General features: G+C 68.5%; 37 protein-coding genes. 36 read left to right on the plus strand and 1 reads right to left on the minus strand.

The window, feature by feature from the left end:
- From K244_RS0108940 to K244_RS0108980, 9 genes are all read left to right on the plus strand, one after another.
- Positions 1 to 504 carry a hypothetical protein gene (locus K244_RS0108940; protein WP_020185914.1) on the plus strand — a complete coding sequence of 168 codons (504 nt, stop codon included), beginning with the start codon at positions 1 to 3 and terminating at the stop codon, positions 502 to 504.
- The gene (locus tag K244_RS0108945; protein WP_020185915.1) at positions 504 to 2,450 is read left to right on the plus strand and encodes a transposase domain-containing protein; all 1,947 of its coding nucleotides are present in this window, start codon (positions 504 to 506) and stop codon (positions 2,448 to 2,450) included. The genes K244_RS0108940 and K244_RS0108945 overlap by 1 nt, the downstream gene beginning before the upstream one ends.
- Before the next feature lie 72 nt (positions 2,451 to 2,522).
- Positions 2,523 to 3,533, plus strand: coding sequence for an AAA family ATPase (locus K244_RS0108950; protein WP_036305624.1), 1,011 nt, complete (start codon positions 2,523 to 2,525; stop codon positions 3,531 to 3,533).
- Entirely contained in the window at positions 3,530 to 4,039 is a 510-nt protein-coding gene (locus K244_RS0108955; protein ID WP_020185917.1) for a helix-turn-helix domain-containing protein, read from the plus strand. The genes K244_RS0108950 and K244_RS0108955 overlap by 4 nt, the downstream gene beginning before the upstream one ends.
- On the plus strand, positions 4,036 to 4,329 hold the full coding sequence (locus tag K244_RS0108960; RefSeq protein WP_020185918.1) for a hypothetical protein: 294 nt from the start codon (positions 4,036 to 4,038) through the stop codon (positions 4,327 to 4,329). Before K244_RS0108955 ends, K244_RS0108960 begins: the two co-directional genes overlap by 4 nt.
- Complete coding sequence (locus K244_RS0108965; protein WP_020185919.1) at positions 4,326 to 4,991, plus strand: DUF3164 family protein; 666 nt, start codon at positions 4,326 to 4,328, stop codon at positions 4,989 to 4,991. Before K244_RS0108960 ends, K244_RS0108965 begins: the two co-directional genes overlap by 4 nt.
- 11 nt (positions 4,992 to 5,002) lie before the next feature.
- Positions 5,003 to 5,377: a hypothetical protein gene (locus K244_RS0108970; RefSeq protein WP_020185920.1), complete on the plus strand. Its 375-nt coding sequence runs from the start codon at positions 5,003 to 5,005 to the stop codon at positions 5,375 to 5,377.
- Complete coding sequence (locus K244_RS0108975) at positions 5,377 to 5,607, plus strand: hypothetical protein (RefSeq protein ID WP_020185921.1); 231 nt, start codon at positions 5,377 to 5,379, stop codon at positions 5,605 to 5,607. The genes K244_RS0108970 and K244_RS0108975 overlap by 1 nt, the downstream gene beginning before the upstream one ends.
- A 2-nt stretch (positions 5,608 to 5,609) precedes the next feature.
- The gene (locus K244_RS0108980) at positions 5,610 to 6,062 is read left to right on the plus strand and encodes a hypothetical protein (protein WP_020185922.1); all 453 of its coding nucleotides are present in this window, start codon (positions 5,610 to 5,612) and stop codon (positions 6,060 to 6,062) included.
- 1 nt (position 6,063) lies between these two features.
- On the opposite strand, the gene K244_RS0108985 is transcribed toward K244_RS0108980, so the two are convergent.
- Positions 6,064 to 6,297 (minus strand): hypothetical protein, encoded by a 234-nt coding sequence (locus K244_RS0108985; RefSeq protein ID WP_020185923.1) that lies wholly within the window; start codon positions 6,295 to 6,297, stop codon positions 6,064 to 6,066.
- A gap of 65 nt (positions 6,298 to 6,362) precedes the next feature.
- Here K244_RS0108985 and K244_RS0108990 point away from each other — a divergent pair, with 65 nt between their 5' ends.
- From K244_RS0108990 to K244_RS0109125, 27 genes are all read left to right on the plus strand, one after another.
- Positions 6,363 to 7,007, plus strand: a complete 645-nt coding sequence (locus tag K244_RS0108990; protein WP_020185924.1) for a regulatory protein GemA — start codon at positions 6,363 to 6,365, stop codon at positions 7,005 to 7,007.
- Positions 7,008 to 7,010: 3 nt separating this feature from the next.
- Entirely contained in the window at positions 7,011 to 7,214 is a 204-nt protein-coding gene (locus K244_RS0108995) for a hypothetical protein (protein WP_020185925.1), read from the plus strand.
- Positions 7,207 to 7,479: a hypothetical protein gene (locus tag K244_RS0109000; RefSeq protein ID WP_020185926.1), complete on the plus strand. Its 273-nt coding sequence runs from the start codon at positions 7,207 to 7,209 to the stop codon at positions 7,477 to 7,479. Before K244_RS0108995 ends, K244_RS0109000 begins: the two co-directional genes overlap by 8 nt.
- Positions 7,476 to 8,180 (plus strand): hypothetical protein, encoded by a 705-nt coding sequence (locus K244_RS0109005; RefSeq protein WP_020185927.1) that lies wholly within the window; start codon positions 7,476 to 7,478, stop codon positions 8,178 to 8,180. The genes K244_RS0109000 and K244_RS0109005 overlap by 4 nt, the downstream gene beginning before the upstream one ends.
- Positions 8,177 to 8,629 (plus strand): hypothetical protein, encoded by a 453-nt coding sequence (locus K244_RS21680; RefSeq protein ID WP_024816404.1) that lies wholly within the window; start codon positions 8,177 to 8,179, stop codon positions 8,627 to 8,629. The genes K244_RS0109005 and K244_RS21680 overlap by 4 nt, the downstream gene beginning before the upstream one ends.
- 105 nt (positions 8,630 to 8,734) lie before the next feature.
- Positions 8,735 to 9,430: a TIGR02594 family protein gene (locus tag K244_RS0109015; protein ID WP_020185929.1), complete on the plus strand. Its 696-nt coding sequence runs from the start codon at positions 8,735 to 8,737 to the stop codon at positions 9,428 to 9,430.
- A gap of 12 nt (positions 9,431 to 9,442) precedes the next feature.
- Positions 9,443 to 9,970: a hypothetical protein gene (locus K244_RS0109020; protein WP_020185930.1), complete on the plus strand. Its 528-nt coding sequence runs from the start codon at positions 9,443 to 9,445 to the stop codon at positions 9,968 to 9,970.
- 7 nt (positions 9,971 to 9,977) lie between these two features.
- Positions 9,978 to 10,442 carry a hypothetical protein gene (locus K244_RS0109025; protein WP_020185931.1) on the plus strand — a complete coding sequence of 155 codons (465 nt, stop codon included), beginning with the start codon at positions 9,978 to 9,980 and terminating at the stop codon, positions 10,440 to 10,442.
- A complete protein-coding gene (locus tag K244_RS0109030; RefSeq protein WP_020185932.1) occupies positions 10,442 to 10,852 on the plus strand; it encodes a hypothetical protein in 411 nt (136 codons plus the stop codon). The genes K244_RS0109025 and K244_RS0109030 overlap by 1 nt, the downstream gene beginning before the upstream one ends.
- Positions 10,849 to 11,208, plus strand: coding sequence for a DUF2730 family protein (locus tag K244_RS0109035; protein ID WP_020185933.1), 360 nt, complete (start codon positions 10,849 to 10,851; stop codon positions 11,206 to 11,208). The genes K244_RS0109030 and K244_RS0109035 overlap by 4 nt, the downstream gene beginning before the upstream one ends.
- On the plus strand, positions 11,208 to 11,525 hold the full coding sequence (locus K244_RS0109040; RefSeq protein WP_020185934.1) for a hypothetical protein: 318 nt from the start codon (positions 11,208 to 11,210) through the stop codon (positions 11,523 to 11,525). Before K244_RS0109035 ends, K244_RS0109040 begins: the two co-directional genes overlap by 1 nt.
- Positions 11,526 to 11,536: 11 nt before the next feature.
- Entirely contained in the window at positions 11,537 to 11,797 is a 261-nt protein-coding gene (locus tag K244_RS0109045; RefSeq protein WP_020185935.1) for a DUF2312 domain-containing protein, read from the plus strand.
- 5 nt (positions 11,798 to 11,802) lie between these two features.
- A complete protein-coding gene (locus tag K244_RS0109050) occupies positions 11,803 to 12,429 on the plus strand; it encodes a phage protein Gp27 family protein (RefSeq protein ID WP_020185936.1) in 627 nt (208 codons plus the stop codon).
- Complete coding sequence (locus tag K244_RS0109055; protein ID WP_020185937.1) at positions 12,419 to 14,071, plus strand: hypothetical protein; 1,653 nt, start codon at positions 12,419 to 12,421, stop codon at positions 14,069 to 14,071. The genes K244_RS0109050 and K244_RS0109055 overlap by 11 nt, the downstream gene beginning before the upstream one ends.
- A complete protein-coding gene (locus tag K244_RS0109060) occupies positions 14,068 to 15,705 on the plus strand; it encodes a DUF935 domain-containing protein (RefSeq protein ID WP_036306503.1) in 1,638 nt (545 codons plus the stop codon). Before K244_RS0109055 ends, K244_RS0109060 begins: the two co-directional genes overlap by 4 nt.
- Positions 15,692 to 15,916, plus strand: a complete 225-nt coding sequence (locus K244_RS0109065; protein WP_155931661.1) for a hypothetical protein — start codon at positions 15,692 to 15,694, stop codon at positions 15,914 to 15,916. Before K244_RS0109060 ends, K244_RS0109065 begins: the two co-directional genes overlap by 14 nt.
- Positions 15,917 to 15,920: 4 nt before the next feature.
- Entirely contained in the window at positions 15,921 to 17,129 is a 1,209-nt protein-coding gene (locus K244_RS0109070; RefSeq protein ID WP_020185940.1) for a phage minor head protein, read from the plus strand.
- 114 nt (positions 17,130 to 17,243) lie between these two features.
- Positions 17,244 to 18,458, plus strand: coding sequence for an ATP-binding protein (locus tag K244_RS0109075; RefSeq protein WP_020185941.1), 1,215 nt, complete (start codon positions 17,244 to 17,246; stop codon positions 18,456 to 18,458).
- Positions 18,459 to 18,899: 441 nt separating this feature from the next.
- Positions 18,900 to 19,910: a phage protease gene (locus K244_RS0109085; RefSeq protein ID WP_020185943.1), complete on the plus strand. Its 1,011-nt coding sequence runs from the start codon at positions 18,900 to 18,902 to the stop codon at positions 19,908 to 19,910.
- A complete protein-coding gene (locus tag K244_RS0109090) occupies positions 19,910 to 20,296 on the plus strand; it encodes a DUF2190 family protein (RefSeq protein WP_020185944.1) in 387 nt (128 codons plus the stop codon). The genes K244_RS0109085 and K244_RS0109090 overlap by 1 nt, the downstream gene beginning before the upstream one ends.
- Positions 20,297 to 20,334: 38 nt before the next feature.
- Positions 20,335 to 21,300, plus strand: a complete 966-nt coding sequence (locus K244_RS0109095) for a hypothetical protein (protein ID WP_020185945.1) — start codon at positions 20,335 to 20,337, stop codon at positions 21,298 to 21,300.
- A 47-nt stretch (positions 21,301 to 21,347) separates the two neighbouring features.
- Positions 21,348 to 21,929 (plus strand): hypothetical protein, encoded by a 582-nt coding sequence (locus K244_RS0109100; RefSeq protein ID WP_020185946.1) that lies wholly within the window; start codon positions 21,348 to 21,350, stop codon positions 21,927 to 21,929.
- Between the two features lie 208 nt (positions 21,930 to 22,137).
- On the plus strand, positions 22,138 to 22,605 hold the full coding sequence (locus K244_RS0109105; protein WP_020185947.1) for a DUF1320 domain-containing protein: 468 nt from the start codon (positions 22,138 to 22,140) through the stop codon (positions 22,603 to 22,605).
- Position 22,606: 1 nt separating this feature from the next.
- Positions 22,607 to 23,089: a phage virion morphogenesis protein gene (locus K244_RS0109110; RefSeq protein WP_020185948.1), complete on the plus strand. Its 483-nt coding sequence runs from the start codon at positions 22,607 to 22,609 to the stop codon at positions 23,087 to 23,089.
- The gene (locus K244_RS0109115) at positions 23,086 to 23,712 is read left to right on the plus strand and encodes a hypothetical protein (protein WP_020185949.1); all 627 of its coding nucleotides are present in this window, start codon (positions 23,086 to 23,088) and stop codon (positions 23,710 to 23,712) included. The genes K244_RS0109110 and K244_RS0109115 overlap by 4 nt, the downstream gene beginning before the upstream one ends.
- Positions 23,709 to 24,197 (plus strand): phage baseplate assembly protein V, encoded by a 489-nt coding sequence (locus tag K244_RS0109120; protein ID WP_020185950.1) that lies wholly within the window; start codon positions 23,709 to 23,711, stop codon positions 24,195 to 24,197. Before K244_RS0109115 ends, K244_RS0109120 begins: the two co-directional genes overlap by 4 nt.
- Positions 24,197 to 24,469 carry a hypothetical protein gene (locus K244_RS0109125; protein ID WP_020185951.1) on the plus strand — a complete coding sequence of 91 codons (273 nt, stop codon included), beginning with the start codon at positions 24,197 to 24,199 and terminating at the stop codon, positions 24,467 to 24,469. The genes K244_RS0109120 and K244_RS0109125 overlap by 1 nt, the downstream gene beginning before the upstream one ends.
- Positions 24,470 to 24,479: the final 10 nt, after the last annotated feature.

Genomic DNA, 24,479 nt, shown 5'->3' on the forward strand with positions numbered 1-24,479 from the left:
GTGACCAAGCGGCCCGCCTCCAAGCGCGCGACCGAGGGACAGGGAGACCTGTTCGTTCAGGCCGCCGACCTGTTCCCCGTTCGCCGCCCGGAGACCGGGCCGCGCGCCGTCGACCTCTCGGTCCGCGTGAAGACGGCCATGGGACAGGCGCTCAAGGAGTGCCCTGACAGCGCCACCGTCGTCGCGGCGCGCATGACCGAGATTTCCGGCCGCGAGATCACGGCCGACGCGCTCTACACCTACACGGCGCCCTCGAAGGAGCACGACATGGGCATCGTGCGCTTCGTCGCCTTCGTGCGCGCCACCGGGGCCACGTGGCTTTGGGATCTGCTGGTCGAGGACGACGGCCTCGTCGTGCTCGAGGGCCGCGAGGCGAAGCTCGCCCAGCTCGGCTACGTCGAGCAGGAGCAGCAGCGCCTGCAGGCGCTCTCCCGAGAGATCCGGAAAACCCTTCAGAAAGAACCCGTGTCCGTCGCCGTGCGCGCGCGTCGGGGGAGGCGTTGATGCGCGAGTGGGTCTCTGTCGCCGAGATCATTGCGCTTCGTCACCCGGCCCTGCCGGAGGATCGTCGCGGCGTCGACCGGATGGCGCTCGAGCGCGGCTGGCGCGCCGACGCGCAGCGCGCCCAGCTCGTGCCCGGCCGCGGTCGCGAGGGCGGCGAGTGGCGCTATCACGTCTCCCTCCTCCCCCTTGAGGTGCGCTCGGCGCTTCTCGCTGCTGGCATGGCCGAGGTGGCGGGCGCCGCCCCTCAGGCCGCTCCCGAAAGCCCTTCGAAGGCCCTTTGGGACCGCTTCGAGCGCCTGCCGCAGGCGCAGAAGGATGAGGCCCGGCGACGGCTCGCCGCGGTGGATCGCGTGGAAGTCCTTTCGCGGGACGCAACGCGGCAAGTCGCAGTCGCGACCGTCGCGGCCGAGGTCGGCGTCTCCATCCGGACGCTGTACGACTGGCTGAAGGTTGCTGACGACGTCCATCGCGGCGATCGCCTCGCCGCCTTGGCCCCTAAACATGCCGGGCGGACGGCCACGGCGGACTGCGACCCGCGCGCCTGGGACTTCCTCGTCGCGCTCTGGCTGCAGCCCGAACAGCGTGTCTTCGACAGCTGCGACCGGCGCATGCGCGAGGCCGCCGTCGAGCACGGCTGGTCCCCGATCCCGTCATCCAAGACGCTGAAGCGTCGGCTGGACCGCGACATCCCCCGCGCGGTTCAGGTGCTGGCGCGCAAGGGCGCTGACGCCGCCAAGGCGCTCTATCCGCATCAGACCCGCGACCGGACCGTCTTCCACGCCATGGAGGCGGTCAACGCGGACGGTCACATGTTCGACGTGTTCGTCAAATGGGCGGACGGCACGATCGCCCGGCCAACGATGGTCGCGGTGCAGGATCTCTACTCCGGCGTGATCGTCGGCCACCGGCTCGCCCGGTCGGAAAACTGGACCGCGGTCCGGCACGCCTTCGCCGACGCGATAGAGAGCTTTGGCGTTCCGGAACAGTGCTGGCTCGATAACGGCCGGGCCTTTGCTTCGAAGTGGCTGACCGGCGGTTCAAAGACCCGCTTCCGGTTCAAGATCCGCGACGACGAGCCCGCCGGCATCCTGACGTCGCTTGGCGTGAAGGTGCATTTCGCGACGCCCTATCACGGGCAGGCCAAGCCGATCGAACGCGCTTTCCGCGACCTTTGCGAGGAGATCGCCAAGCATCCGACCTGCGCCGGCGCCTACACCGGCAACTCGCCCATGGCGAAGCCGGACAATTACGGCTCGAAGGCCGTGCCGGAGGAGGCCTTCCGGGCGCTCGTCGCGACGGAGATCCGACGCCACAACGAGCGGCAGGGCCGCCGCACGAAGGTCGCCGCCGGCCGCAGCTTCTTCGACGCCTTCAAGGCGAGCCTTGAGAACGGCGCGCTCGTCCGAAAGGCGACCGCCGCGCAACGCCGCCTGTTCCTTATGGCGGCCGAGGGCGTCACCGCGCGGAAGAACAACGGCGAGATCCAGCTCGCGGGCAATCGGTACTGGGCCGACCCGATGTCGGAGTTCGCCGGCCGCAAGGTCATCGCGCGCTTCGACCCGGAAGACCTGCTCCTGCCGATCGCGGTCTACGCGACGGACGGCCGGTTCATCTGCGAGGCGTCCTGCTTCGAGGCCGAAGGCTTCAACGACATGGCGGCGGCGCAAGACCACGCCCGCCTGAAGCGGGCGTGGCTGCGCGCCCAGCGCGAGATGTTGAGCGCCGAGCGCCGGCTGTCGATCAGCGACGTCGCCGCGCTCATCCCGACCCCGACCCCCGAGCCCCTCCCGACGCCGTCCGTCGTGCGCCTTGTCGCGAACGGCGAGGCGCGGCCGGTCGAGCCGATCGGCGATCAGGAGAGCTGGTCGGGTTCCGAGAGCTTCAGCCGCGCGATGCGGATGCTCGGCGATAGCGCCGACGTCCTGCCGTTCGGCCGGAAGGACTGAGGGCGCGAGCCCTCGAAAAAGAGACGGCGGCCGAAGCCGCCGCGAAGTCGAGTTTGCAAAAGGAGTGGTCGCATGGCCGACGCACAGCCGCAAGATGCTTGGGGGCCGCCAAAGGCGGAGCCCACTCACCTCGTCGAAGAAACCCTGACGGCATGGCGCTCGATGAGCACGCGGATTCGCGCGCTCGCGGCGCGTGACGGTCTCAACCGGTCCGAGGTCGCACGCCGCGCAGACGTGCCCCTCGGCACCTTCACGCCCGTTATCGACGGCACCTACACCGGCAACTATGCGAACCAAGTCGCGAAGATCACGCGCTGGCTCGACAGCGTGGAAGAGGTCCGCAGCCGGGTTACGCCGTTCCCAGACGACCCGGTCTACGTCGAGACGCCGACCTCGCGCGAAGTCGTCGACACGCTGCTCTACGCCCAGACGATGCCGCTTATGGCGGTCGTCACGTTGGGCTCGGGCATGGGCAAGACGAAGACGGCCGAGCACTACGTCGCGACCCGGCCGTCATCCTACCTCGTGACCATGCGTCCGCAGACGGCGGGCGTGCATCGCATGCTGCAGGAGATAGCGCTCTCGCTCGACATCAACGAGCGAAACGGCGCGAAACTCGACCGCGCGATCGGCGGCAAGCTGAAGCGCAACGGCCGACAGACGCTCCTCATCGTCGATGAGGCCCAGAACCTGCAAGACATCGCGGTCGACCAGCTCCGGTTCTTCCTCGACGTCTACAAGTGCGGGATCGTTCTGCTCGGCAACGAGGAGATCTACTCGCGGTTCGGCAAGACCGACCTGCGGGACGGTTACGGCCAGATCCACCGCCGGATCGGCAAGCGCCTGCGTCGCCTGACGCCGCTCGCGGGCGACGTCGAGGCCATCATCGACGCCTGGGGCGTGAAGGACGACGGCGCGCGCAAACTGCTACGCGCGGTCGGCCGTAAGGCCGGAACGCTTGGGCAGATGAGCCAGACAATCAAGCTGGCGACGGTGCTCGCCGCCGGCGACGGCGCCGAGCTGACGAAGGCGCACGTCGAGAAGGCGTGGGAGAACCGCGGCGGCGAGGAGGCCCGGCCATGAGCGGGGATCTCACGTTGGCGAAGGTCCGCCAGACCGTCTCGACCTTCTACAGGGTGAGCGTGAACGAGATCCTGTCGCCGAGCCGGCGCCGGGAGACGATGGAGGCCCGCAGCGTCGGGATCTATCTCGCTCGCGAGCACACGCCGCACGCGCTCGAGACGATCGGCCGGCGTTTCGGCCGCTGCGGCCACACCTCTGCGCTCGTCGCGATCGACCGCGTCAAGAACCGCCTGCACGACGACGACGACTTCCGAGCGCGCCTCGAAGCCGTCGAGGCGCTCATGATGAAGCCGCCGGCGGAGGCCGTCGCATACGACGGGCCTCCGATCGAGCCCTTCGAGCAGCAAAGCCCCGCCATGACGCTTCGGCGCGCCGTGGCGGACGTCCTGGCGGCGATGGACGACATCAACAACCGCGGCGGAGCAGAGGCGCGCCGCCGCAGGGACGAAGCGCTCCACGAGCTGCGCTTCACGTACGAGGCGACCGCCCGCGGAGACGCCCGGTGATCGCCCAGGCCGCCTACGTCGGTTTCGATCCGGAGGAAGAGCCGCTGCGCGTGCGTCGCGGCTACCTTGGTTCCGACGCCGTCGAGGCGCCGCGCCCCCGGCGGCGGCCGTCGCTCAGCAAACTGAGCCGCGCCGACGTCGCCGAGATCAAGCGCCTCCTTGGCGAGCGGCACGACACGTTCGCCGTCGCCCGCCTCACCGGCTTCCAGGAAGCCGACGTCTACAACGTGCTCGCCCGGCGGCGTCGCCCGGCGCGCCCTTCCAACAGCCACACAGGAGATCGGGCATGACCCCCGAAACCACGACCATTGCGGCCGAGGCCGCCCCTGCTCCCGGCGTCGTCGTCGTCGGGACGGAAGAGTTCATGCGGAACAGCTCGGGCCACCTCGTGCCGCTCGAGCTCGTGAAGCCGATCGACAAGCTGACCGATCAGGCCGTGCGCAAAATCCTCGGCTACGCCCACGACCTCTCGGCGCAGATCGCCCGGTTCAAGGGCCATTCCTTCACCGACGTCGCGACGCTGCAGGACCTCGTCGCCGAACTGTACCAAGCGAAGCTCGGCGGCCAGAAGGGCAACGTCACGCTCACCACCGTCGACGGCTGCGGAAAGGTCGTCGTCCAGGTCCAGGACCAGATCTCGTTCGGGCCGGAGCTGCAGGCGGCGAAGACGCTCGTCGACGAGTGCATCACCAACTGGTCGGAGGGCTCCCGCGCCGAGATCCGCGCGCTCGTGGATCACGCCTTCCAAGTCGACCGCGAGGGCCAGATCAACCGCAGCGCTCTGTTCCAGCTCCGGCGGATCAAGATCGAGGACGAGACCTGGGCGCGCGCCATGGAGGCGCTGAGCGACTCCATCCGCGTGATCGGTTCGCAGACGTACATGCGCTTCTACGAGCGGCCCGACCCGAAGGCGCGCTGGGAGCCCGTGTCGATCGACATGGCTTCGGCGTGAGGGAGGCGACCATGCAGTTCGCATCCCCGATCGACGGCGTGTTCGCCGCCAGCCTCAACATCATCTGCCCGCCGTCCGACCGCGACGGCGTGGTGGTGCTCTCCCTCGTCTGCCGGAAGGACGTCGCGAGAAGCATGCACGACGCCATGGCGAGCAAGCTCGCCCTCGGCGATCTCGACTTCAGCGCCCTGCGGTCCGTCGAACCGGCGCCGGCGTTCGAACGCGGTTCGAAGGTCTTTGCGGCGTGGCACGACCCGGAGGTTGGCGAGGTCGAGATCCCGGCCGAAGTGCTCGGGATCGAAGACGACACTCGCCGCCGCATCCGGACGCTGAAGGGCATCGTCACGGTGCTCCACATCCGCGACCTCAAGCCGAGGAGCGCGTGATGGCCGACGTCGTGGACCCTGCGGAGATCGTGTGCGGGGCTTTGCAGGCGGAGGGCTTGCCGCCCAGAGCTTCGGCGCGGCTGACGATCGCGCTGCTCGACAAGCTCCGTCTCGGCAGCTGGCAGTTCGTCCACGCGACGAACCGGCGCGAGCTGATCAGCTACCGGGCGGGCGCGGCCGAGGCGGAAGCCTCGGCCGCGCCGCCTGAAGCCGACGCTGTGGAGGCCTGACCATGGTCGCCTACAGCTTCAAGGCGGGCTTCGTCCCGAAGATTCAGACGTTCGAGAAGCTGCAGACGATCCGCCTGCCCCGCAAGCGGCACGCGCGACCCGGCGAGCCTGTCCAGCTCTATCAGGGCATGCGGACCCGCCATTGCGAAAAGATCATCACCGACCCCGTCTGCGTCGGGGTCGACGAGGTCCGCATCGATCTGCGTCTGCTCGACGGCCGCGCGCCGTACGCTGTCCCCGACTTCAGCGGCTTCGTCGTCGTGAACGGCATTCCCGTGCCGGACGCCGAGGCCGACGCCTACGCGACCTCGGACGGGTTCGGCCCCATCGGGAAGACAGCGCGCCCGATCGTCCGGATGACGCGCTGGTGGATGCTGCATCACGGCGTCGTCGTGTTTGACGGCGTCGCAATCCGGTGGCGGCCGGAGCAAATCGGTGGAGCGGTCGATGCTTAGCCTACGCGATCAAGCCGCGCAGATAAGCCAAGTGTTCCTTGGCATAACGGCTAAAAGTCAACGGCTCAACGTCTGGGATAGGTCGCGTCAGCAACCCGTCCTCCAAACTGTCGAGCCTCTCGCGAACTACTTTCAACGTTTCTGCGCTCTGCGCGCTGTCTTTCAAAATTTGAACGAGCAAAAGCTCAAGGACGATCAGCCGAGCCTGCGAGCGAATGATATCATCCGCGGTCATCAAAGGGCGCCGTCGCCACATACTTCAGGTCCTTTCGAGCAAAGCTGTCTTGGTCGGGGTCATCAGTGAGCCCGACAGTTACCCAGATCAAGAAGATCCACGCCCTTTCCCGCAACGCCGGGCTGGACGAGGACACCCGCCGCGACCTGATGGAGCGGGAGGTCGGCGTCCGCTCCACGAAGGACATGACGGCCGCGCAGGCGATCCGCGTGATCGACCGGCTGAAAGTGATCGCGGGCGATCGCGCGAAGCCGGCCACCCGGAAACCCGCCGCTTCGGGCAAGGGCGCGCTCGCCCTTGAAGGGCCCTTCGTCGCCGTGATCCGGGCGCTCTGGATCTCGGGCCACGCCCTCGGCGTGATCGAGAACCCGTCCGACACGGCGATGGTCGCCTTCGTCGAGCGCCAGACGGGCATCCAGAACATGGCGTGGGTCCGCGATCCCCGCGACGGCCGCAAGGCGATTGAGGGCATGAAGGCGTGGCTCGCGCGCGCCGGCGGCGTCGTGTGGCGCCGCGAGGACGAGACCGGCCACGGCCGCAAGCTCGCCGTTTATCTCGCCCTCCGCCGGCTGCTGACGGCCGCCGGCGTCGACCCGCAGTTCATCGACTTTCCCGGCCGCATCGGCGTGCGCTCGCTCGACGAGGCGCGGCTTGACGCGCTGATCCGCGACGGCGGCGAGCGCCTCGCCCAGGCGCGCCGGGAGGCATGACAGATGCGCCCCGCCTCGATCGAGCAGCTGACAGCGCGGATCGAACGGAAGCGGCGGGCGCATCGGTCGATCGAGGGCGATCTCGCCCGGCTTCGAGATCTGCGCCACGCGCAGCTCGAGGTGGAAGTGGATCAGGCCCAGCGCGCGGCAGGCCGCCGGCGGCGGGCGCAGGACGGGTACCAACCGGAGCTCGAGCTCGATGACTGACCAGATCGTCTCCGACCATGCGGTCTTAAGGTTCCTCGAGCGCGTCTATCAGGTCGACGTCGAGGCCTGCCGCGCCCAAATTGCGGATGCGACGGCAGCAGGCCGCGAGGCAGGAGCGCTTGTCGGTTCGCCGCCGCAGTTCGCCATCGTGATCGCCCGCGTTCGGTTCGTCGTCTCACGCGGCGCGATCGTCACGGCGCTTGCCCGCGACTGGAGCTTCTGTCCCCGGGGTTATCGCCGGCGGAACGGGCACCTCACCCGATGACCCGCCCGGCCGGCTTCCTCGCTGTCATGGCCGGACGGCGCTCGCCGCCGAAGGCGCTCGACTTCTTCCCGACGCCGCCCTGGGCGACGCGCGCCTTCGTCGAGTTCGTGCTCGCCCCCTCGCTTGAGTTCACTGGCTGGGAGCCTCGCGACCTGTGCGGCTGGGACCCGTGCTGCGGCGAAGGCCATATGGTCGAGACGCTGAAGGAAACGCTCGGTTCGTGCCGCGGCAGCGACGTCTTCGATTACGGCACCGGCTACGAGGTCGCCGACGCGCTGGAGCCCGGCGCGTTCGATCGGCCGTCCGACCTGATCGTCACGAATCCACCGTTCAACATCGCCGCCGGCATTGTGCTCGCGGCCCTGACATCGTCGTTCGCACCGCAACGTTTCGGCGTCTTCGTGCTGGTCAGAAGCCAGTGGTTCGGCGGGGGCACGCGGTTCCGGAAACTGTTCAGTCGGTTCCCGCCGACGATCCATGCGCCGTACGTCGAGCGCGTGCCCATGGTGGCGGGTCGGTACAACCCCAAGAAGTCGACCGCGACCGATTATTGCTGGCTTGGCTGGACGAAGAGCAGAGGCCGCCTAAGCGATCCGGTGACGTTCATTCCGCCCTGCCGGAAGCGCCTCGAGCTGTCGCGTGACATCCTGCGCTGGTGCCCGCCGGCAGACGCCCCGCTGTTCGATGGAGCGGTCGCGTGAAGTATTCGTGGCTGCCCCCAATGCTCGCAGACGTCGCCGAGGCCGCGGGCCTCGACGCGGCGCTCGCGCTCGCGACGGCGGCCGGCGGACGGCGTGTGACGATCCCGGCGCGCGCGAAGAACGGACACTGGCTCGTCGAGGCGGTCGGTCGTGAGGCGGCCGACAAGATCTGCGCGCACTTCCGGACGATCAACGCGGACGGCCGCGAGACCGGCGCCCGGCAGATCGTGATCCCGATGGGACCGGGCTCGGTGGTCAAGGCCGCGAAGCGCCAGCTCGCCCGCAACATCGAGGCCGGCATGACGGTCCGGAAGGCGGCGCAGGCCGCCGGAATGCACGAGCGGACGGGCTTCCGGGTGAAGCGGCGGCTGGACGGCCGCGACGCCGTCGATCCGAACCAGACGTCGCTTCTGGACCTCTTCGAGCCGTCTTCGAAGGCCCGTCGCTGACGCTTAGGGCTGACAGCTGTCAGCCCCCGAAATCCCGGCTCCGAAGGGGATGGTGACGACAAGAACGCCGCGTCGCGCGGCTCTCGTCAAGCCCCGGAGCATCCCTTGTCCCTCGAACCTCTCTGGCTCGCCGCCGCCCGGCGGGACCTTGGTCTGCGCGAGATCGTCGGGTCCCGCGACGAGCCCCGCATTGTCAACTTCTTCGCCGAGGCCGGCCACCCCTACGTGAAGGACGACGAGACCGCGTGGTGCGCGGCCTTCGTCAACGCCAAGCTGAAGGAGGCCGGAATCGCCGGCACCGGCAAGCTCAACGCGCGCTCCTTCCTCGCCTGGGGCCAGCCGCTCAAGACGCCGGCGCCCGGCGCGATCGTCGTCTTCAAGCGCGGCAATTCCGCGTGGCAGGGCCACGTCGCGTTCTACCTCGGCGACACCGGCGACAAGATCGTCGTTCTCGGCGGCAATCAGGCCAACTCGGTCTCCGAGGCGCGCTACGCCAAGGCGAGCCTGCTCGGCTACCGCTGGGCCAACGGCGTCGCGCTGCCCGTGGGCGGTCCCGCTAAGCCGCTGAAGGCCGGGCTCCCACGGCTGCAGATCGGCTCGAACAGCAACGACGTCCGCGTCTGGCAGGAGCAGCTCAACGCGCTCGGCGCATCGCCGCAGCTCAAGGCGGACGGCAAATTCGGACCGCTCACCCGGACGGCGACGGCCGCCTTCCAAAAGTCACAACAGCTGTCGGACGACGGCGTGGTCGAGGACGGCGAATGGAACGCCGCCGCGACCGCGCTCGAGCGTCTCGGCTGACCGGAGGCGGCGATGCTCAGAACCGTCTTCGCCTTCTTCCTCGAGACCGTCGAGGTGGTGCTCGTCGCCTGCGCGATCGTGTTCTTCGCGGTCGTGCTGGGCGTTGCGCTGTCCGGCCTGGTCGCGGCGCAGGAGGTCGGCTCCACGCTGACCGGTGCGCCGCCGTGGTGGATCTCGCTGCTGACGGAACTTGCGGCCGGCGTCGTCCTGACCCTCGCGGCGCCGGCCGCCTTTCTCGCCGTCGGCGTGCTGGCGCGCCTGTTCAAGCGCTTCGGCTTTGATCTCGACGAGCGCCGGCGCAACCGCCTGCAGGCGATCGTCGAGGCCGGCATCATGGGCGCCGTGGCCCGCCGCAGCCTCACGCGGACGCAGGTCGGCATCGCGCTGGGCGAGCGCGAAGCGATCCTCGAAGAGGCGACCGCCTACGTGAAGCGTCACGGCGCCGACACGCTGAAAGACCTCAAAGCGCCGAAGGACGCCGACGATCTGAAGAAGATCGTCGAGGCCCGCGGCGGTCATCTTCTCGTTTCGCAGCAGTGAGCTTCCCGTGTCCGACTTCGTGATCATCCATACGCTGAACTACGGCCGGAGCACGGTCGCGCGCTTCCTCGACAGCGCGCTGACCTGGGCGCTCCGCTTTATCGATAGCTTCTTCGCCGCTCCGGGCATCCGTGGCGTCGACCTCGGCCTGTCGCTGATCGCCGGCGGCTGGGTCTGGTCGATCGCGCATAACCCGGTGACGATGGAGCGGCTGACCTATGCCGGGCTGTCGTTCATGACCCGGCAAGCGTCGGTCGGCGTGTTCGCCCTCCTCGCGGTGGTCCATCTCATCAGCTACCTCAATCCTCACGCGCGGTTCTGGCGCGTGTTTTGGCTCGGCGTTTCGTCCTGGGTCTGGGCGGTGATCGGCTCGTTCATGGCCTGGGCGGTCACGACCGGCGGCGTCACCTACCTCGTCGTGGGGTTCGTCGCGTTCATCGGCGCCATCTACGTCGAGCGGTCGCACCGCTGATGGACGCCGAGGCCGTCAAAGCGCTCGTGAAGGCGGCCGAAGGTTCGGACTCGGTGTGGGTGACGGGCCTCGCCCTCGTCATCCTCGCGGTGCTCGTTGCGAACCGCTTCGGCTTGTTCGCCTTCCTGAGCGGCGGGCGCACCGCAGTCCAGGCGACCGACTTCCAGCAGAAGCTGCTGGACGCGCTCGAGGCGAGCCATCAGCGCGAGGACGCGATGGCGCGGAAGCTCACCGAGATGGCGGGCCAGAACGACGAACTGCGGGGCGATGTGCAGGACGCGCGCTTCGAGATCCACATGCTTCGCCAGCAGGTCAGGCTGCTGCTCGAGTGGATCAAGCAGTTGAAGGCCGGCGTTATCGGCCTCGACGCGCCGCTTCCCGAGATCTCGGCGCCGGAGGCCAAGACATGACGGAAGCCCCAATCGAGATCGACGCCGCGGTGATGTTCTTCGTGATGATCACGATCGCGTTCTTCGTCTTCATGGCGGTGTGGGGCGTCGCCCGCAACTCCGCCTCCCTACGCGACATGACCGAGGTCAAGGCGCGGCTGACGACCATGGAGACGTCCTCGGTCGACGTCTCCAACCGGCTGGGCGCGCTGGAGACGCAGGTCTCACACCTCCCGACCGCCGAACATGTCCACCGCATCGACGTCCAGCTCGAAGGCGTGAAGACGGTCGTGCAGACGACCGCCAAACAAATCGACCGGATGTACGACCACATGATGAGCGCGCGCGCGCCATCGCCCTCAGACGGGACGAGCTGATGCTGAGTTTCAAGGAACGGATGCTTCAGGAGGCGCGCCTCGTGATGGTGCGCGAGCTGGGCCGCCAGACGAGCGGTCGCCTGCCGGTGCGGGCGTTCGAGGCGGTGCTCGAGGTCGAGGGCCATACCGAGCACTCGCCCGAATGGATCATGACCCAGCTCGCGTTCCTCGAGCAGATCGGGGTCGTCCGCCGGATCAAGGTGGGCGAGAGCGAGACGGCGACGATCGCCCAGCTGACGGATCTCGGCGAACGCTTCCTCAAGCGTCGCGTGGAGATCGCCGGCATCAAGCGTCCCGACTTCGACGTCGAAATCTGAGGAGCGCGCCCATGTCCACCGTCAATCCCGACGACATCGCGAAAGAGCAGCTGACTGCCTTCGTGGAGCGCATCGAGCGGCTCGAGGACGAGAAGGCCGGCATCACCGAGGACATCAAAGAGGTCTACGCCGAGGCCAAGGGCAACGGCTTCGACGTCAAGGTGCTGCGGAAGGTGATCTCGCTGCGTAAGCAGGACTCCGACGAGCGCGTGGAGATGGAGACGATCCTCGACCTCTATCTGCAAGCCCTCGGCATGCCGACCGCGAGCTGACGCCGATGGACGGCCGTCGCGACCGCCTCAGCTCGCTCGACCTCGTGCCCGAGCACGCCCAGGACGACATCGTCTGGGCGGTGCGCGAGATGAACAAGCGCACCCGCACGAACGCCGACATCCTGTTCGAGCTGAACGACAAGCTCGCGGTGAAAGGCGTGCCGCCGATCTCCTCGTCGGCGTTCGGCCGGAAGGCCGTCCGGCTTAAAGCCCTTCGTCAGCGCATGGAGACCGCGCGCGAGGTGTTGGCCGGCGTGCAGGATCTGACCGCCGGCGACCTCGACGAGCAAGCCGTGAAGGTCGGGCACGTCATCATGATGCTGATCGCCGAGCTCATGGCGGACGGCGTCGATCGCGCGCCCAAGGATCTGAAGGCGATCGCCGACGCGTTCAAGGCGATCATCACCGGGCAGAAGATCTCCGCGGACCGCCGCCAGAAGGTGGAGGCCGAAGCCGACGCCAAGGCCGAGAAGAAGGCCGCCGCGAAGACGCTCGCGACCGTCGATAAGGTCGCGCGCGACGCCGGGCTTTCGAAAGAGACCATCCGCAACCTGCACGAGGGCTTCTTCAACGTGTTCGGCGGCGACCCTCGGCCGAAGCCGAAGCCCGCCGAGGCGTCTCATGGAGCTTGATCAGGACCGGTTCGCCGAGGAGCCTGTGCTCTCCCGCGACCCCGCGGACCTTCCCGAGGCGCTCCCGACCGGCGCGGAGATCCCGGACGATCTCGACCCTCGCAGCGCCGGCGTCCTGATGCGCCATCAGGTCGATTGGCTCGCGGACACGTCCACGCTGAAGATCGCTGAGAAGGGGCGGCGCACCGGCATCACCTTCGTCGAGGCCCTGGCGGACACGCTGCTGGCCGCGGCCTCCCGCTCGGCCGGCGGTTCCAACGTGTTCTACATCGGCGACACGAAGGATAAGGGCCGCGAGTTCATCCAGTACGTCGCGCACTTTGCGAAGATCGTCGCGAAAGAGCTGGCGACGATCGAGGAGTTCCTGTTCGAGGATCAGCGCGACGATGGCTCTTCCAAGAGCATCGCCGCGTTCCGCGTGCGCTTCGCCTCGGGCTTCCGCGTGGAGGCGCTGTCGTCCCGGCCGGAGAACATCCGCGGCCTGCAGGGCACCGTTGTCATTGACGAGGCGGCCTACCACAAGGACGTCCGGGCGGTGCTGGACGCGGTCAACGCGCTGCTAATCTGGGGCGGCAAGATCCGCATCATCTCGACCCACAACGGCGTTCTGAACCCCTTCAACGAGCTGATCCGCGAAGCCCACGCCGGCAAGAACCGCTACGTCGTCCACAACATCCCGTTCTCGGCCGCGGTCGAAAACGGCCTGTTCCGCCGCGTCTGCGCCAACAAGGGCGAGGACTGGACGCAGGAAAAACAGGACGCGTGGGAGGCCGAGATCCGCGGTGCCTACGGGTCGCGCACCGCAGCGATGCGCCAAGAGCTGGACGCGATCCCGGCAGAGGCCGAAGGCGCCGCGCTGACGCGCGTGCAGATCGAAGCGGTGATGAGGCGCGGCACGGGCAAGATCGTGCGCTGGGCGCGCGACGACGCCTTCAAGAACGAGCCGCCGCACGTCCGGCAGGCGATCACGCTGGCCTTCTGCGAGGCGCAGCTGAAGCCTGTGCTCGAGGCGATGAACCCGCGGCGGGCGCATGTGTTCGGCTGCGACTTCGCGCGCAAGGGCGATGGCTCGGCCTATGTGTTCGACGAGATCGGCGCGGACCTGATCCGTCGCCGGCGGCTGACGCTCGAGCTGCGCAACGTGCCCTACGAGACGCAGCGCGACGTGCTGTTCTGGATCGTCGAGCGGCTTCCGCGCATGGCCGGCGGAGCGCTCGACGCGACCGGCAACGGCGCCTACCTCGCCGAGGTGGCGGCCCAAAAGTTTGGCGGGTCGATTGTGGAGGTGAACTTCTCAGGCGGCCTCTGGTACCGCGACAACATGCCGGGCTACGTCGAAGCCTTCGCCGACCAGTCGATCGAGCTGGAACCGGACGAGGACGTCCTGAGGGATCATCAATCCCTGCAGTATGTCGGTCGCGTCATCAAGGTTCCGGAAGACTTCCGTCTTTTGGGTGTGGACGGCTACTGGCGGCACGGCGACACGGCGATCGCCGGCGCGCTGTCGTTCTGGGTCTCGACGCAGGACCTGCCGGAATACGGCTACACGCCGGCCTCGAGCCTCGGCCCGACGTCGAGCCCGCTGCTGGGCGGCTCCACCGGCCAGAGCTTCACGAACTACGGAGGGAAGGTCCTGTGGTGAGCGGGCTCGTCGACGCGCGCGGCAATCCGATCGCCTCGCAACAGCTCTCGGAAGAGATCGCCACACCGACGCTCGCCGGCGTCCGGCGGACGATCGAGGATTCGGTCGCGGCCGGCCTCACGCCCGAGCGGCTGTCGCAGATCTTGGTCGAGGCGGCGAACGGCCACGCGCGGTCTTACCTGACGCTCGCCGAGGAGATGGAGGAGCGCTACCAGCACTACGCCTCGCAGCTCCAGACGCGCCGGCTCGCGATCGAGGGCATTTCCGTCTCGATCGACGCGCCGAAGGGCGTGCCGGCGAAGATCGTCGACTTCGTCACGGAGCTGGTCGAGACGCCGCGCTTCGAGGAGGCGACCGCGGCCCTGACGGACGGCATCGCCAAAGGCTTCTGCGCCGTCGAGATGATGTGGGAGTACGAGCACCGCGCCCTGCGCCCGGTCGAGTACAAGTACCGCGACCAGCGCTTCTTCCAGTTCGACCGGCTGTCGCTCGCCGAACTGCGGCTCGCGACCGACACGAACCTTGACGGCGTAGAGCTGCCGCCCGCGAAGTTCATCCGCCACATGCCGCGCTCGAAGATGGGCATCCCGCTGCGTCGCGGCCTCGCGCGTCCCGCCGGCTTCGGCTTCCTCGTCCAGCAGTTCGGCATCCAGTCGTGGGCGGCCTTCGCCGAGATCTACGGCGTGCCGTTCCGGCTCGGCAAATATCACAGCTCGGCGTCGGACGGTGACAAGCGGATGCTGCTGCAGGCCGTCCGCATGATCGCCCAGGACGCCGCCGCGATCTGCCCGGCCGGGATGGAAATCGAGTTCCACAAGGTCGAGGGCCAGCACGGCTCTCAGGTGTTTGGCGGACTGATCGACTACATCGACAAGAACATCTCGAAGCTCGTCGTCGGCCAGACGATGACGGCCGACGACGGCGCGTCGATGGCGCAGGCGAAGGTCCACAACGAGGTCCGCATCGACATCCTGCGGGCCGACTGCAAGCAGCTCGCCCAGACGCTGAACCGCGACGTGATCGAGGTCGCCGTCGCGATGAACTTCGGGCCGCAGGTCGCCTATCCGCAGGTCGCGCTGCACGTCGCCGAGCCCGAGGACGTGAAGGCGCTGACCGACAGCGTCTCACGGCTGGTGCCGCTCGGCTTCAAGGTCAGTCAGCGCGAGATGCGCGAGAAGCTCGGTCTCTCCGAGCCGCAGGCCGAGGAGGAGCTTCTGACGCCGCCGGCGGCGAAGCCGGCGGTCCCACCTGGTGGTGACGGTCAGCCCGCGGTTACGCCGCCGGCGGTCCCGCCCGCCGCCAAGCCCGAGACCTTGGGCGCCCGCCTCGCCGCCCATGTGAGCGGCTGTCGGTGCGACGGCTGTCTCGCGCCGGCGCAGCTCGCCGCCCGGCCCGCGGCGGCCGACGATGGCCCGGCCGAGGTCGAGGCGTTGATGGATCGCGTGCTCGAGCGCGATTGGGAGCCGATCGAGGACGATCTGATCGGCCGGCTCCGCACGATCATGGACAGCGCCGCCTCGCTCGAGGAGGCGAAGGCCATGCTCGAGGCGAAGGGGCCGGACGCCCGCCGGCTGACGGAATCGCTCGCCCGCGCCACGGCGATCGCGCGCGGGATCGGCGATGTCCGTGACTGACGCGGAAGCGCGCAGCATGGCGCTGAGCCGGGGCGTGGCGCTGCAGATCATCGCCGAGGTCGCGCGCGAGCAGCTGCAGGCCGGCGCCTCGGGCCAACGCGCCGGTCCGCACTGCGCCGGCGTCATCCGCTGGCGGGTCGGCCGACGCCGGCGCGCCGTGACGGTCAGCGGAGCCTGCGAGACGCCCGACTGCGTCTCGTTCCGGAGCTGACGGGATGGCCGAGCCTGCGCCCACGAAGGGCTTTCAGACCCCGCCGGAAGTCCTCAACTACTTCCGCGAGAAGCGGAACGCCCCACGGTTTTCATGGCTCGACGTCTACGGCCAGGAGCACGCCCGCGCTTTTACCGTGGCGAAGGCGGTTGAGACCGAGCTGCTCGACGTCTTCCGCACGTCGATCGACAAGGCGCTCGCCGAGGGACAGGGCTTCGAGACGTGGAAGGCGCTCGTCGAGCAGGATCTCCGCCGGATCGGCTGGTGGGGCGCGCGGACCGTCGCGGACCCCGAGCTGCGCGATCGCTCAAAGATGGTCGACTTCTCGCAGCCGCGGCGGCTGCAGACGATCTTCTGGTCGAACATGAACGCGGCGCGCGCGGCCGGCCAGTGGGACCGCATCCAGCGCACGAAGGCGGCGCTGCCGTTCATCCTCTATGTCCGCACGACCGCCAACGAGCCCCGGCAGCAGCATCTCGCGTGGGTCGGCGTCATCCTGCCCGCCGACGATCCGTTCTGGCGGACGCACTTCCCGCCGAACGGCTGGCGCTGCAAATGCACCGTGCGCCAGATCACCCGCCGCGAGCGGGACCGTCTGCTCGAGGCCAAGGAAGGTCCGGACGGCGTGTTCTACGTCGACCTCGCGCCCGACGACGGGCCGCCGGTGCTGCACCGGAATCGTCGCACCGGCGTCGTGACGGAGATCCCGGCCGGGATCGATCCGGGCTGGCACACGAACCCGGGCCTCGCGCGCTCGGAGACGCTGACCGACAAGCTCGCCGACACGCTGAGCGCGACCGACGAGCCGACCGCCCGGAAGCAGATCGCCGACGTGCTGGGGTCGAAGGATCTGCCCATCCTCGCAAAGCTGCCGGACCGCGCGCGCCTGCCGGTCGCGGTCGCCAGCGACATCGCGAAGGCGACCGGCGCGAAGTCGGGCGTCGTCTCGCTGTCGAACGACACGCTGGCGACGAAGATGGAAAAGCACGGCTTCGGGCTTGAGGCGGCTGCGCACGTGCAGAAGCTGATCGACGAGGGCGAGCCGGTGCGCGACGCCTCGAAAAAGTCGGCGCGGTCGTTGGTCGGCCGGATCGGCGATCGGCTGTGGCGGCTGGCGCTGGGCGTGTCGAAGGACGGCTTTCTCTACGTCCGCACGCTGCATCCGACGAGCCCAAGCCGGGTCGAGCGTCTGAAGCGTGAGGATGGAGAATGAGGCGGCCGGGAGGACGTGACCCCTCCGCGGTTGGCTCCGGCACCCCGATTTTGCAGCGGCCGCCCGCAACAATATAAGCGAGGCAACCTTCGGCGTCACCTAGGCGAGAATCATATGCCCCTCACTGCCGTCGAACAAAAGCCGCTCGCGGAACTAACGCCCGACGACATAACAGCGCTGATCGGTGAACCGGAAACTGACGAACTGGAATTTAAGCAGTCGCTGAGCGAAAAGGGGGAAAAGTCCGACAGCGGCCGGGCGAAGCTTCACCGCGCGGTGTGCAGCTTCCTTAATGCCTACGGCGGCACGTTCGTCTTGGGGGTCAGCGAAGTCGACGGGGTCGCGGATGAAGTGAAACCGATCCCAGATTGCGCGCAAATTGCCGACGCACTAGAGCGAGGTATGCGCGCGGTGATGTCTCCTCCCGCCCCAAACGTCTTTGTCCGTGCAATCCCGATTGAGGGGACTGCAGGCGTCATCGTCTTCAGGGTCCTGAGATCCGAACGTCGTCCGCATGGCGTGATGAAAGAGGGCTCCATCCGCGCCTTCATCCGTCGCGGGACCCAAACGCTGGACATGGATATGCGCGAAATTCAGGACCTAACCATTCGCGCCTACTCTGAATCCGAGCAGATTGAAAAGCGCTTGGAGCAGCTTCGCCGGCCATTTCTGCAAGCCATCGCTAAGCATGACCGGTATCCGACCCAAACGAAGTTTCCCCTCCTTTACGGCGTCCACGCCTGCAGCGTGCCTATGACACCGATCGCCATCCCATCACTCGCGGCGGAACAGCTTCACCCGGCCCTACCGCTTTTCTCTATCCAGGACGAACGCAGCCAAGCCGCATCTGGTCGTCGATCTGAGTTTGAGATGGGGTCGTGGAAGTCGACGTTCCGTGGGCGGCGAGCCGAGTTCACGTCTGAGCATTTCAACGTGAGCGGCACGATTACAGACGACGGAAGCGTCACCTACAGCCTGGAGGTCTTCAAAGTCGGAGATGATTCATCCAGCAATTATATTAACGACGGGGACGCCGTGGGAGGCGTTGCGGCCGCTTTGAGCTGGCATCGGCATGTGCGTGAGCTGGCCAAATCGCCGAACCTTCCCTCCGCTTTCGTCTACACGATCGCAACCGGAAGTTCTGTGAGGCTCTTAAGTGGCGACCGAGTGATCGGGAGATTGTCGCCGGGACTATTCCAAAGCCCCACGCTTCGGAACGACTCGGACACGAGCGAGAGCGAAATTCTCCGACAGATGTGGTTCGACCTGTATTCCCTCCTGGGTCAGGTCTCCTCTTTCGATCCGTATCGCATCGAGCTAATCGGCTAACCGAATAGACGCAGGGAGCGCCCTCGGCGCTCCCTGCTTTGCGGCTAGGCCATTGTCCTGCGAGACCCTAGCTTTCCCGGCATTGAGGGCCTCCACAATCTGCTGGCACTGCTCGATCGAGAAGCAACGCATCAACAGCTTGGGGCCGTCAAACACGTAGAGCCCAGGCTCGGCCAGCTGCACCCGAGCCTCGGTCCAGCCAATTGGCTTCCACGTCGCTGTCATCTCGGTCCTTTCACAGGGCCGCCACAGCGGCCTGCGCACAGGTGGAGGCCCGAAGGGACCGGGCAATCCCTGAAGGGCCTTCTTGCGGCTTTTAATCGGCTTCTGGTGAGGCGTTGAAGGGCCGGGTGCGGGTCCGCCTGCACGATGGGGCGGAGGTCGGCGGGGCTGACAGCTGTCAGCCCCCGAAGCACGGCACCATGGCCGTAGCTTCGCCTCATGAGCCGCCCCGCCGCAAGCCCCGATCTTTCCCTTCCCAACGTCGCCGCCGGCGTCGTCGTCACCGACGTCGCGATCGCCGCAGCCGGCGCAGCCGCCGGCACGGCGCCAGACTGGATCAAGATCGGCCCGCGCGGATCGTTCACGACCCGCGACGGCCGCGCCTACGCCTTCGACCCGGACACGCTCGTCGCGCGGTTCTCCGCGGACGGCGTCGACATCCCCGTCGATCTCGACCACGCGATCGTCGAGAAGGCCGCGGGCGCAGCGGCGCAGGGCTGGGTCAAACAGCTCGAGGCCCGCGCCGATGGGCTCTACGGCAAGGTGGAATGGCTCGCTGGCGGCAAGGCCGCGCTCGCAGCCCGCACCCACCGCTACGTCTCGCCCTCCTTCCACCACGACGCCGCGGGCGTCGCGACGTGGATTCACTCGATCTCGCTGGTGCCCGCGCCGGCGCTTCCCGGAGCCGCCGTCGCCTCGGCCGGCCATGCTCAAACCCACCCGGAGACTTCCATGAAGGGAATCGCTGCGGCGCTCGGCCTCAACGCCGACGCCAACGAGGCCGCCTGCCTCTCCGCCTTGACCGAGATCCGGTCGAAGACGGTCGACAAGGCCGTGCACGACGAGGCGCTCGCCTCGCTCTCCGCCGCCAAGACCGAGCTGGACGGCATCAAGGCCGCCGCCCGGAAGAAGGAGGTCGACGATCTCCTCGAGGGCGCGCTGAAGGCGAAGACCATCGTGCCGGCCGAGCGCGACGCCTACGCCAACCTCTGCGCCACCGACGCCGGCCTCGCCAGCGTCCGTGAGCTGCTGAAGGTGAAGCCGGCCCAGCTCGGCGCGTCCGGACTGGACAGCCGGCCGGCGCCCGCCGGCGGCCTTGCAGCCCCCGACGTCAACCCGGTCACGCTCGCCGCCAAGGCGCAGATGTACCAGTCGGACATGCGCGCGAAGGGCGTCGAGGTCTCGATCTCCGACGCCGTCAATGCCGTGTCCGCGGAGGGCGCGCGCTGATGTCGGTCCTCGGCCCTCTCATCCGCTCCTTCGAGGCCTCGGCCGCCGTCGAGGGCTACCGCTTCGCCGCCGGCGCAAACGACGGCGCCAAGGTCCGCCGTGCAGCGTCCGCCACCGACCGGATCGCCGGCGTGACCGAGCGCATGGGCGCAGGCGCCGCCGGCGACATGCTCGACGTCGTGCTCGCCGGTCCGACCGAGGTGCTCGCCGGCGGGACCTTCGCCGCCTTCGACCCGCTGACGTCCGACGCGACGGGCCGGGCGATCAGGGCGGTCCCGGTCGCCGGCCAAGTCGTGCGGGTCGGCGGCTACGCGCTCGCCGACGCGGTCGCCGGCGACATCGTCCAGGTGAACGTCGCCCCGAGCATCATCAACACGCCGGCCTGACGTTCGTCGCCGCGCCCGACCTGAAGGACTGACCCGTAATGAGCCGTCCGTTCCCCGTCTCTGCGTCGCTGACCGCCATCGCGATCGGCTACCGCAACACCGCGAACATGCTGATCGCGGACCGCGTGCTGCCGCCCGTGGCCGTGTTCTCCGAGCGGTTCAAGTGGATCGAGTACCCGATCAAGGAAGGCTTCCGCCTGCCGGACAACCGGGTCGGCCGCACCGGCGAGGTCAACCGCGTCGACTTCTCGGCCAACGAGAAGGATAGCTCCGTCGTCGACTACGGTCTCGAGGCCCCGATCCCGATCTCGGACATCGAAGAGGCTCGGCGCATGCGCGAGCTGGGGCAGTCGACCGTTGATCCTGAGCAGCAGGCGGTGGAAGGCATCGCGAACTACAATCTGCTTGCCCGCGAACGCCGCGTCTCGTCCCTCGTCCACAATCCGCTGAGCTACGCCGCGTCGCGCCGGATCGTGCTCTCGGGCACCTCGCAGTTCAGCGACTACGTCAACTCCGACCCGATCGGCGTCATCCGCGCGGCGCTCGAGGGAACGCTGATCTTCCGGCCGAACAAGCTGGTGATGGGCAGCCGCGTCTGGTTCTACCTCGCGTCGCACCCGAAGGTGATCAACGCGGTGAAGGGCGGGCTCACGACCTCCGGCATCGTGACCAAGGAACAGTTCGCGGCGCTGTTCGAGGGCATTACCGAAATCCTCGTCGGCGAGGCCTACCTCGACGCCGCGAAGTGGGGTCAGGCCGTCGATCTGCAGCGGGTGTGGGGCAACCACATCGCCGCGATCCACGTGAACCCGCAGGCCTCGACCACCAGCGGCGTCACCTTCGGCTACACGGCGACCTATGGCTCGGCGATCGCCGGCCGGCTGCAGGACCCCAAGATCGGCCTGCAGGGCGGCGTCGCCGTACGCGCCGGCACGCGCGAGCGTCAGCTGATCGTCGCGCCCGACGTCGGCTTCTTCATCCAGAACGCGGTTCCGAACGGCTGACCTCCGTGAAGCCCCGCACCCGCCGCCCTACGAAAAGGACATCCGGCATGGACACTTCCGAGAGCACCTCGGCCGACGCGGCGAAGGCGGCGGCTGACGAGCGCCTGGCGCTCGCCGAGGCCGAGCGTCAGGCGCAGGTCGATCTGACCACGGCCCAGACCGACGAAGAGCTGCGAGCAGCCGAGAAACTGGCGGCGGAAGCCGCCGCTGATCGCAGCGCCGCCGCGGACGAACTGCGCCGCGCGACCGGCCGGCGGCTGTCCGCGGCATCGGGCGTGTCGCCCTCGAGCGTCCAGCTCGAGCCGTCCACCGAGCCCCGCCAGCGCCTTGCGGACACAGTCGTGGTCGAGCGTCCGGTCGCCCGGGCTTCGGGCTACGCGGTGCCCCCGGCGGTCGATCCCAACGCGCCGCTGTTTCCGGCGAAGGCGCGCGTCATGGCCGGCGGCGCAGTCCAGCAGGCCGTCCCGGCCGAGGCGATCGACGGCGAGCGGCGCAGTGTGCTGATCACCAGCCGGGTGCTGCACGACGAGGTGCTCTATGAGGCCGGCGCCCCGGCCGAGGTCACTCGCGCGCAGTTCATCGCCCTGCGCGACGCCGGCGCCACCGAAGGCTACTGGCCCGGCGACTGAGATACCCCGAGAGGGGCGGTCCGGTACGGCTCGCGAGGCCCCCGGCACGCTAGGCGGACGCGGTCCCACGTTGCTCACCGGGACCAGTCGTAGGGGTTCAGCCCGCCGCCCCGTTTTGGATGCCAGCCGAGGCGCGCCGTCACAGAGGGCGAATATCGGCCGAGAGGGGTGGAAGCCCCTCACCCTTTCCATAGAAGGCCCGCCGCCCGTGCCCTCCTACGCTCTTCTCGCTGACATCGAAGCGCGCTATCCGGCCGAGCTGATCGTGCTCGCCGGCGACGAGACCACCGGCCTGCGCGACGATGGCCGCGTCGAGCGCGCGCTCGAGGACGCGTCGTCCGAGATCCGCGGCATCCTGAAGGCGCGCTATGCGCCGGCCGAGCTGGCGCGCCTCGACGAGGACAGCCTCGAAACCCTGAAGATCTACTGCATCGATCTCGCGCTCTACCGGATCGCCATTTCCTTCTCGCGCTCGAACGAGCGGATCAAGGAGCGGTACGACGCGGCGATCAAGCGGCTCGAGGCGATCGCCTCGGGGAAAGGCGGCCTGTCGTTCACCCCGGGCGGCGGTGGTGACGACGGGCCGTCCGCTCCCGCCGGCGCGGCCTCGCCGAACGAGGTGCTGATCGACGCGCCGGTGCGCATCTTCTCGCCTCGTCGCATGCGGTTCTCGTGAGATGGCCGGCGTCTCGATCTCCGTCGACCTGACCGGCCTCGGCCGCGCCGAGCAGATCGTCGCTGCGCTTGCGGGCTTCGACGGCGAGCCGCTGATGTCGGCGATCGGCGCGGTCGGCGAGAGCCAGACGCGCCGGCGGATCTCCGACGAGAAGACGTCGCCGGACGGCACGCCCTGGGCGCCGAACCGTCGCGGCGGCTCGATCCTCGTCGATACCGGGCAGCACCTCCTTCAGTCCGTCGCATGGACCGCCTCGTCGGACGAGGCGGTGTGGGGCGCGTCCTGGGAGCACGCCCACGTGCATCAGGAGGGAGCGACCATCATCCCGAGGAACGCCGAGGTGCTCGTGTTCGAGAGCGACGGGTCCACGTTCTTCGCGAAGAAGGTCACGATCCCGGCCCGGCCGTTTGTCGGCATTTCCGACGACAACCGCGCCGAGATCGAGGAGCTGGTGACGGACTTCCTCGGAGGGCTGTTCCGGTGATCACGCCCGCCCGCCTCTCCGCCATGATCGCGGCGTCCCGGCTCGAGGCCGCCAAGACGGCGATCGTCGCGACGCTCGACACCCTGATGCCCGACGTCACCGTGGAATCGCATCCCGGCAAGCTCGACATCGCCGACGTCGTCGCGAAGGCGGTCGTCAAAGCGCCGGGCGTCGCGGTCGGCTGGACGCGCATCCGCACGCCGCGCGACGTCGGGGGCACGTTCGGCTCCGTTGTCGAGTGGGCCGCCTACATCGTGGTGGAAGACACCGCCGACCTCGCCACGCGGCGCAGGATGGAGCGCGAGGACATCGCGCATGCGATCGGCTCGTTTCTGCTCGCCGTCCTCGCCGACGCTGACACGCCGAGCTGGGGCCTTCGCAACATCACGATGCCGTCGCGCGATCCCGCGCCGGAGCTGCGGCCCGTCTTCACCACGAAGAGCTTCGAAGGCGGCGCCGCCTATTACGCCGTGACGTGGACGCAGACGCTGATCGACGAGGGCGCGCCGTTCATGTCGGCCGCGACGCCGGCGTTCGACGAGGCCACCCTCGAGGCGAAGTTCGGCGACGACGGCATTCCGCCCGAGATCCTCGCCCTTGCACGCGGGGAGCTTGGATCGTGAGCCGTCTCGCCGCCACCGAGATCCGCCGGCTGCACCGCAAGGTCGCCCAGGCCGACCGGCGCATCGCATGCGCCGTGCTGACCGGCAAGGTGCATCCCGGCAGTCAGGACGCCGAGAAGCGGACGGTCCGCCTCGAGCTGGGCAAGACCGCGGACGGCAAGCCCGTGCTCTCGCCGCCGGTGCGCTGGCAGCAACAGGGCGCCGGCACGCTGCAGATCCACGCCACGCCGAAGGACGGCGAGCAGATGGTGCTGCAGTCACCCTCCGGCACGATCGGCGGCGCCTCGCTCGCGGTGTGGGGAACCTACGACAAGGACACCGCGCCGCCGTCCAAGGCGACCGACGCGGCCGTCGTCCAGTTCGGGAACGCCTCGATCACGATGAAGAACGGGTCGCTGCGGTTCGCCTGCGGCGCGACCGTGCTCGAGCTGACGCCGGGCAAGACGACGCTGACGACGCCGGCCTTCGCAGGGGTGAAGGGCTGATGCCCGGCGTCGCGGTCAAATCGCTCGACGCCGCCGGCGGCGCGCAGCTCGCCGGCGGCCAGGACTGGTTTCGGGTCGAAGGGCAGCTCGTCGTGGTGATCGGCGATCCCGTGACGCCCCACAGCCCGCAGAAGACCAAGCATTCCGGATCGCCCGAGATGGTCGGCGCTTCGGGCTGGATGAGCCTCGACGGCAAGGCCGTGTGCCGCGCCGGCGACGAGGCTGACTGCGGCCACGCCTCGACCGGGCGCGGCTGGTTTTCCATCGCCTGAGGAGGGCGCG

Origin of the sequence: Methylopila sp. 73B (assembly GCF_000526315.1) — a bacterium.
Taxonomy (GTDB): Bacteria; Pseudomonadota; Alphaproteobacteria; order Rhizobiales; family Methylopilaceae; genus Methylopila.